At 67.7% G+C, this 6,382-nt stretch carries 6 protein-coding genes; all 6 read left to right on the top strand.

The window, feature by feature from the left end:
- On the top strand, positions 1-1,956 hold a 1,956-nt coding region (locus NZM16_RS13545; RefSeq protein WP_295480880.1), incomplete at its 5' end, for a tetratricopeptide repeat protein.
- A gap of 276 nt (positions 1,957-2,232) precedes the next feature.
- A complete protein-coding gene (locus NZM16_RS13540) occupies positions 2,233-2,373 on the top strand; it encodes a hypothetical protein (protein WP_295480878.1) in 141 nt (46 codons plus the stop codon).
- Between the two features lie 39 nt (positions 2,374-2,412).
- Complete coding sequence (locus NZM16_RS13535; protein WP_295451855.1) at positions 2,413-2,658, top strand: hypothetical protein; 246 nt, start codon at positions 2,413-2,415, stop codon at positions 2,656-2,658.
- 7 nt (positions 2,659-2,665) lie between these two features.
- Positions 2,666-3,085, top strand: a complete 420-nt coding sequence (locus tag NZM16_RS13530) for a response regulator (RefSeq protein WP_295451856.1) — start codon at positions 2,666-2,668, stop codon at positions 3,083-3,085.
- 339 nt (positions 3,086-3,424) lie between these two features.
- Entirely contained in the window at positions 3,425-4,861 is a 1,437-nt protein-coding gene (locus NZM16_RS13525; RefSeq protein WP_295480876.1) for a glycogen synthase, read from the top strand.
- Between the two features lie 225 nt (positions 4,862-5,086).
- Entirely contained in the window at positions 5,087-6,349 is a 1,263-nt protein-coding gene (locus NZM16_RS13520) for a glucose-1-phosphate adenylyltransferase (RefSeq protein WP_295451860.1), read from the top strand.
- Positions 6,350-6,382 lie beyond the last annotated feature (33 nt).

Below are 6,382 nucleotides of genomic sequence, written 5' to 3'. Positions count from 1 at the left end.
GACCGTCTTCGGCAGGCCCCTCGTCTGCTCCTTTATCAGGCAAAGATGCTGGCCGATACGGGTCGGCCGGAGGCCGCCCTGGCTCTCCTGGAACAGGCGGCGGCGGTCTGCGGATCGGAGGATGGCCTCACGGGAATGGAGATCGAAGTCCAGCGGGCCTCGACTCTGAACCTGATGGGCCGTTACGCCGAGGCAGTGGCCGCTGCCGAAGCCGCCCTCGCCCGCGGGCGGCCGGAGTGGGCCCACCCAATGGCCTCGGCCTATCGCCTCCGGGGCTTCGCCCGCCTCGCCCTGGGCCGCCCCCGGGAGGCGGAGCACGATCTCCGGCAGGCGATGGCCCGGTTCCGGGCCCTCGAAGCCCCGGTGGATCTGGTGAACACGCTGATCGAGCTCGCCGAGGCCCTGCGGGCCCAAGACCGGTTGGTGGAGATGGATCTTTATCTTCAGGAGGCCCTAACCCTAGCTAGAACATTAGAGAATCCTCGCCCTTTGACTATGCTTCTTAATAATGTGGGCTACACGGCCTACACTCAATGCCAGTTCGAGGCCGCCCGCCGCTACTACGAAGAGGGCCTAGGCCTGGCCCGCCAGGTCGGCGACCGGCGAGCGGAGACGTTTCTCCTGATCGGTCTGGCGGACCTGGCCCGGGACGAGGAACAACTGGAGGAGGCCCTGGAGGCCTACCGAGCGGCCCTGGAGATCGCCCGGGAGATCCGCAACGCCTTCCTCATGGCCTACGGGCTGGAGGGGATGGGGCGGACGTTGCGGCTGCAGGGGAAGCCCCGGGAGGCCCTGCCGGCCCTCCAGGAGGCGGCGGAGATGGCGGCCCAGCTGGGGCTGCGCCCCCTGGCCGCCCTGGCCGCCCTCTCCCGGGGGATGGCCGAGGTGGAGGCCGGCTGGGTCTTAGAGGGCCTCTCCCGTATGGTCCCAGCCCTGGAACGGCTGCAGGAGGCCGATGTCCCGACCCGGGCGTGGGCCCATTTCGTGATGGCCCGGGCCTACTTCCGCGCCCACCGACAGCGGGAGGCCCTGAAGCAACTCGCCGAGGCGGCCCGCCTCCACGGCCCGGACGCCCTCATCGCCCCCCTCCTCCCGGAGCTCCGGCGGGCGGAGGATCTCTTCCGCCTGGCCGAGCGGCGGGGGGTGGAGTGGCCCCGGATCTGGGACCCCCTGCGGCGGATCGGCCGGTCCCGCCGGGCCCCGGCCCGGGCCGCCCCGCCGCCCCTGGAGATCCGGGCCTTCGGCCCGGGGGAGGTCTGGATCGAGGGGCAGCCGCTGGCCTGGCCCGAGGCCCGGAAGGCCTGGGAGCTCTTCTTCTATCTGCTCACGGTGGACTCGGCCACCCGGGAGGAAATCGGCGCGGCCCTGTGGCCCGACGCCCCCCCCGCCCGCCTCACCGGCCAGTTCCACTCGGCCAAGTGGCGCCTCAAGCGGATCCTGGGGCGGGAGGTCCTGGCCTTCCGGGAGGGCCGCTACGCCTTCGACCGGCGCCAGCCCCACTGGTATGACGTGGCCATGTTCGAGGAACACCTGCGGCGGGCCCGGGCGGCCCGGGGGACCCCCGAGGCCCTCGCCCATCTGCGGGCGGCAGCTGAGCTCTATCGGGGGGATTACCTGAGCGGGTGGAACGCCGAATGGGCCGTGGAGCTCCGGGAGCGGCTGCGGACCCGCTACCTGGAGGCCCTCCTGACTCTGGCCGAGGGGACCCTGAAGGCCGGGGAACCCGCGGCCGCCCTGGCCTGGTTCCAGCAGGCCCTCGCCGTGGATCCCTATCTGGAGGCCGCCTGCCTGGGGGCCCTGCGCTGCTATCTGTCCATGGGCCAGCCCGCCGCCGCCCTGGCCCTCTATCGCCAGTATGCCGCCCGCCTGGAGCGGGACCTCCGGTTGCGGCCCTCCCCCGAGGCGCGGGCGCTTTACGAATCGATTCTACAGGCCCAGGATCGATCGACCCCTTGAGCGAAGGGGTTGGGGGATGCGCCGAAGGCTCCCGACCCATCCCCTCAATCCTCCAACCCATTTTTCGGACACCCTCTGATCCCGGGCCGGAGGGGAACGCCTTGGGCGCCATGCCATCGGCCCCGCCTCCGCCGCATCGCCCTCGCCCCCGCCCGCCCCCGCGGGCTCCCCCTTCCATCGATCCCCGCATCGTTAGAAATCCTTAGCCATCCCCGTGAGAGTTCCGTGAGAGGTCCCCCGTAAGATGAAACCAGAATCCTCTCTGGAGGAAGCGCCATGAAGACCCGTGGGCTCGCGCTGGCGACCTGGCTGATGGCCCATCCCCACGCCCTCCGCCTGGCCCTCACCGCCCTCTGGCTGGTGGCGGCGGTGTTCCGGCTGGCGACCCCGCCGACGGGTGGCGGCAACCCCACATAGTTCCGGTGAGGCAATTATCCTTTCCAGGAGCAACGACCCATGTCGGCGGCGGCGATCGATGAGCTGGTGGGCTGGGCCCTGATCGACGAGCGGATCCGGGAGGATCTGTTGGGCTCCCGCCGGGCGGAGGTCCTGGCCCGCTACGACCTGACCGAGGAGGAGCGGACGTGGCTGCTCCAGGTGCGGGCGAAGGATCTCACCGACTTCGCGGCGGCGGCCGCGCGGTGGATCGAGCACCGATCCCCGCGGGATAACCATCCTTACCCCTATTTCCCTTTCGCGTAGGTGGGCGATGAGACTCCTAATTGTGGAAGAAAACGACGATATGCGAATGCTCTACCGCATCGGCCTGCGGAAGTTCGAGGTGGAGCTCCTGGAGGCCGCAACGATGGCCGAGGCGCTGCAGCAGATCCGGGAGGGTCGTCCCGATGCGGTGCTGATCGGCGACACCCTCCCGGACGGCGATCCCTTCGAGCTCTGCCGGCGGATCCGGTCGGATCCCGAGACGCGGGACATCGTGGTCGCCATCGCCGTCTACTATATGGACGGCGCGATTCGCCGGCTGAGCCGGGAGGTGGAAGCCGACGCCTGCTGGCTCGCCCCGGTCCCGCCCCGGGAGATCCCCAAGCGGATGGAAGAGCTGCGGCAACGCCGGCAGGCCTCCTCGTCGGGTGAGAACAACGGCTCCCACAAGCCCCCGCCGGAGAGTTGAGGGAACGCTCCGGCCTGGAGGGGCTGGCTCCGCCCGCTCCTCGAGGCCGGAGCGATCGCCTAGTGAGGAGATGAGGGGGACCGGGAAGCGGCGCGGGTGCGCGAGGCGCTCGCGCCATAAGGGTTTTGGATGAAGAGATTGGGGGTAGGCAGCGAAGCCGCCTACCCCCAATCTTTTTGTCCCCTCGGGGAGGAGACCCCTGGCTGCAAGTTGCGTTCAGAGGGAATCCCCGCGTGGTCCAAAGGCCGAAGAGAGAGAGGGTAAAATCGTTTTAGGGGCTGGCCTGAAGGCCCGTGGCCCAGCTCCCAGACAGCCACGAAGCGTTCGCGGAGGTCTTCTATGCGGATCCTCTATGTGGTGGCCGAGGCGGCGCCCTTCGCGAAAGTGGGCGGGCTGGCGGATGTGGCCTACGGGCTCCCCCGCGCGTTGCGAGCCCTGGGCCACGACGTGCGGGTGATCCTTCCCCGTTATCGGGCGATCGATGGCTCCGCTTACGGCCTGCGCCCTCTCCGTCCCCCCTTCCCGGTCCCGGTGGGCCTAACCGGCGAGGCCCGCATGGTGGAAGCGGAGATCAGCGAAGCCACCGGCGTTCCCACCTACTTCATCTGGGATGAACATTACTTCGGCCGCGATGAGGTGTATGGCTATCCCGACGATCCCCAGCGTTTCGTCTTCTTCTGCCGGGCGGTCCTGGCCTTCATCCATCACTTCGACGAACGGCCGGATGTCCTCCACGGCAACGACTGGCACACCGGGTTCCTCTTCCTCTGGCTGGCCACCGCCGGCCGACGGGATCGCTTCTATCGGCCGATCGCCACGGTCTTCACCATCCACAATATGGCCTACCAGGGGATCACCGGTGACGCCCTCCTGGCCTTCGGGGGGATCCACGAGCACGTAGGGCGGCTGGAGGTGGAACCGCCCGGCCACGTCAACTGGCTGGCCCGCGGGATCGCGCACGCCGACGCCGTGAACACCGTAAGCCCCCGCTACGCTCAGGAAATCCTGACCCCCGAATTCGGCTTCGGCCTCGAGCCTCTGCTCCAGCGCCGGGCTGATCGGCTCTTCGGCATCCTCAACGGCCTCGATCCCGAAGCCTGGGATCCCCGTTCGGATCCCGCCCTGGCCGCCTGCTTCGACGCCGGGACCCTGGAACGGCGGGCGGAGAACAAGCGGGCCGCCCAGCAGGCCTTCGGCCTGCCCCTCCGGGAGGAGATCCCTCTGTTGGCCTTCGTCGGGCGACTGATCGAGCAGAAAGGGGCGGACCTCCTCCTGGAGACCGCCGACGCCCTGTTCGCCCGGGAGGTCCAGGTGGCCGTCCTGGGGACCGGGATGCCGGAGTATGAGGCGGCCTTCGCCGAATGGCCTTCCCGCTTCCCGGGCCAGGCCGGCGTCCAGCTTGCCTTCGACGAAAACCTTGCCCGGCTGCTTTACGGCGGGGCCGACGTCTTCCTGATGCCCTCGAAGTTCGAGCCCTGTGGCCTGGGCCAGATGATCGCCATGCGCTACGGCGCTCTCCCTCTGGTCCACGCGGTGGGCGGGCTGGCGGATACCGTCCGGGATGTGACGCAGGAGGACGGCACCGGTTTCGTCTTCACCCCCTTCGCGGGGGAGGCCTTCCTGGCCACGTTGGACCGCGCCCTGGCCCTCTACCGGAACCCGGCCGCCTGGCGGGCGGTCCAGCGCCGGGCCATGGCCCAGGATTTCTCGTGGGCCGCCTCCGCCCGGGCTTACGAAGACCTTTACCGGCGGGCGATCGCATGGCATAATCCATAAGGAAGGAGAGACAAATCAGCGCTCGCCTCGCCTCAAAACCCGTTTTCTGCGCTCCCAACCCTATCGCCTGAAGAGACGCAAGGAGGAATGGTCTTCCGCGCCGACCCCCGATGCGGGATTTGAGTTGTGAGGGGAAATAGGGGTAATACCGACTTTGCCTAAAGTCGAGTTGGGTAAGGCGAAACTCCATCCAGCGAAGTTCAGTCAAGCAGACGAGGATCCCCTATGCGCCCGGTTGCAATGATCCTGGCGGGAGGCAAGGGCACCCGCCTGAGCATTCTCACCCAGAAGCGGGCCAAGCCCGCGGTCCCCTTCGCGGGCAAATACCGGATCATTGATTTCACCCTCTCCAACTGTGTCAACTCCGGGATCTACCTTGTCGGCGTATGCACCCAGTTCCGGCCTCGCTCTCTCCATGAGCACATCGGCAGTGGAGCGCCGTGGGACCTGAACGGGTTCCATCGCGGGGTCTGGATCCTCACCCCCTATCTGGGGCGGGCGGATTCCGACTGGTATCAGGGGACGGCGGATGCGATCTACCAGAACCTGGACTTCATCGCCCACCATCGGCCGACCCACGTCCTGATCCTAGCGGGCGACCATATCTACAAAATGAACTACAATCCGATGATCCGCCTGCACACGGAAAAGAACGCCGACCTCACCATCGCCGCCCTCCACGTGGCCCCGGAGGAGGCCTCGCGGTTCGGCATCCTGGAGACCGATGAGGACGGCCGGGTGATCCGCTTCGAGGAGAAACCCATCCGCCCTCGCGGAACCCTGGCCTCCATGGGAATCTATGTCTTCCGCCCCGAGGTGTTGCGAGAAGTCCTCATCGAAGACGCGCGGGATCCCAACAGCAGTCACGATTTCGGGAAGGATATCATCCCCCGCATGATCGAGGCCTATCGGGTTTACGCCTACCGGTTCAGCGGTTACTGGGTGGATGTGGGGACGGTGCAGGCTTACTGGGAAGCTCACATGGATCTGCTGGCGGATAACCCACCGCTGGACCTTCACGACCGGGAATGGATCATTCACACCCGCAGCGAGGAGCGGCCGCCGGTCAACATCCGCACCGGCGCCCACGTGGCCCACAGCCTGCTCTCCGACGGCTGCATCATCGAGGGGACGGTGGAATACAGCGTGCTCTCGCCGGGTGTCCGGGTGAGGCGCGGGGCGGTGGTCCGCTACTCGGTGGTGATGACGGATTCGGTCATTGAGCCGGGGGCGGTGGTGGATCGCTGCATCGTGGACAAGAATGTGATCGTGGGGGCGGAGGCGCATCTGGGCTACGGGATGGACTACAGCCCCAACCGGCTGGGGGATCTCTCGTCCGGGTTAACGCTGGTCGGCAAGAACGCCATTATCCCCCCCAATGTCCGCGTGGGCCGCAACTGCATCATCGCCGGTGATGTGGCCCCTGAGGATTTCCCCGATCTTCACATCCCCAGTGGGAGCACCATCGGGGCCATCGCGCCGATTTAAGTCGATTTTTGCTGGTCTTGCGGGGGCGAGGCC

Source organism: Thermoflexus sp. (genome assembly GCF_025055495.1).
Lineage (GTDB): Bacteria > Chloroflexota > Anaerolineae > Thermoflexales > Thermoflexaceae > Thermoflexus.
The sequence above is the reverse complement of the archived record's forward strand: the minus strand, read 5'-3'. Positions and strand labels throughout refer to the sequence as shown.

What these genes read in the sequence shown, in the direction of transcription:
- NZM16_RS13535 (WP_295451855.1), top strand. Translation starts at nt 2,413, where the DNA reads ATGTCGGCGGCGGCGATCGATGAGCTGGTGGGCTGGGCCCTGATCGAC.
- NZM16_RS13520 (WP_295451860.1), top strand. Translation starts at nt 5,087, where the DNA reads ATGCGCCCGGTTGCAATGATCCTGGCGGGAGGCAAGGGCACCCGCCTG.
- NZM16_RS13530 (WP_295451856.1), top strand. Translation starts at nt 2,666, where the DNA reads ATGAGACTCCTAATTGTGGAAGAAAACGACGATATGCGAATGCTCTAC.
- NZM16_RS13540 (WP_295480878.1), top strand. Translation starts at nt 2,233, where the DNA reads ATGAAGACCCGTGGGCTCGCGCTGGCGACCTGGCTGATGGCCCATCCC.
- NZM16_RS13525 (WP_295480876.1), top strand. Translation starts at nt 3,425, where the DNA reads ATGCGGATCCTCTATGTGGTGGCCGAGGCGGCGCCCTTCGCGAAAGTG.